This is a genomic window from Actinomadura sediminis (genome assembly GCF_042675525.1).
Taxonomy (GTDB): domain Bacteria; phylum Actinomycetota; class Actinomycetes; order Streptosporangiales; family Streptosporangiaceae; genus Spirillospora; species Spirillospora sediminis.
In genome coordinates this window covers 1-572 of sequence record NZ_JBHTJA010000264.1, presented here as the reverse complement: position 1 = coordinate 572, position 572 = coordinate 1, and the positions used below count along the sequence as shown (strand labels likewise).

The window sequence follows — 572 nt, the reverse complement described above, 5'->3', positions numbered from 1 at the left end:
CGACCAGCAGGTGCAGTTGCGGGGGTTCCGGATCGAGCTCGGCGAGGTCGAGGCGGCCCTCACCCGTCACGAGGACGTCCGGGACGCGGCCGTCGCCGTCCGCGACGAACGTCTGGTCGCGTACGTGGTCGCCTCAGGTGTCGATGTTTCCGAGCTGCGCCGGTTCGTCGGCAGGCGGCTGCCGGAGTACATGGTCCCGGCCGTGGTCGTCGAGCTCGACGCCCTGCCTCTGACGGTGAACGGCAAGCTCGACCGCAAGGCGCTGCCCGAGCCGGTGTTGTCGTCCAAGGTCTCCTCCCGCACGCCGTCCACCCCCGAGGAGGAGACGCTCGCCCGGTTGTTCGCGGAGGTTCTCAACCTGGAACGGGTGGGGGTGGACGACGGGTTCTTCGACCTCGGCGGGGATTCGATCATCGCGATCCAGCTCGTGTCCCGGGCCCGCCAGAACGGCCTGGTGATCAGTCCTCGGGAGGTGTTCCAGCACCAGACCGTCGAGGAGCTGGCCGCCGTCGCGCGTCCGGTCGGGGAGGACGAGCGGGTCGAGGCCGAACCGCCCGGCGCCGGAATCGGGC

1 protein-coding gene is annotated in these 572 nt (G+C 70.6%); it reads left to right on the top strand.

The window, feature by feature from the left end; all coding sequences use genetic code 11:
• A partial coding sequence (locus tag ACFQ11_RS37805) for a phosphopantetheine-binding protein (RefSeq protein ID WP_378307768.1) occupies positions 1 to 572 on the top strand: 572 nt, incomplete at both ends.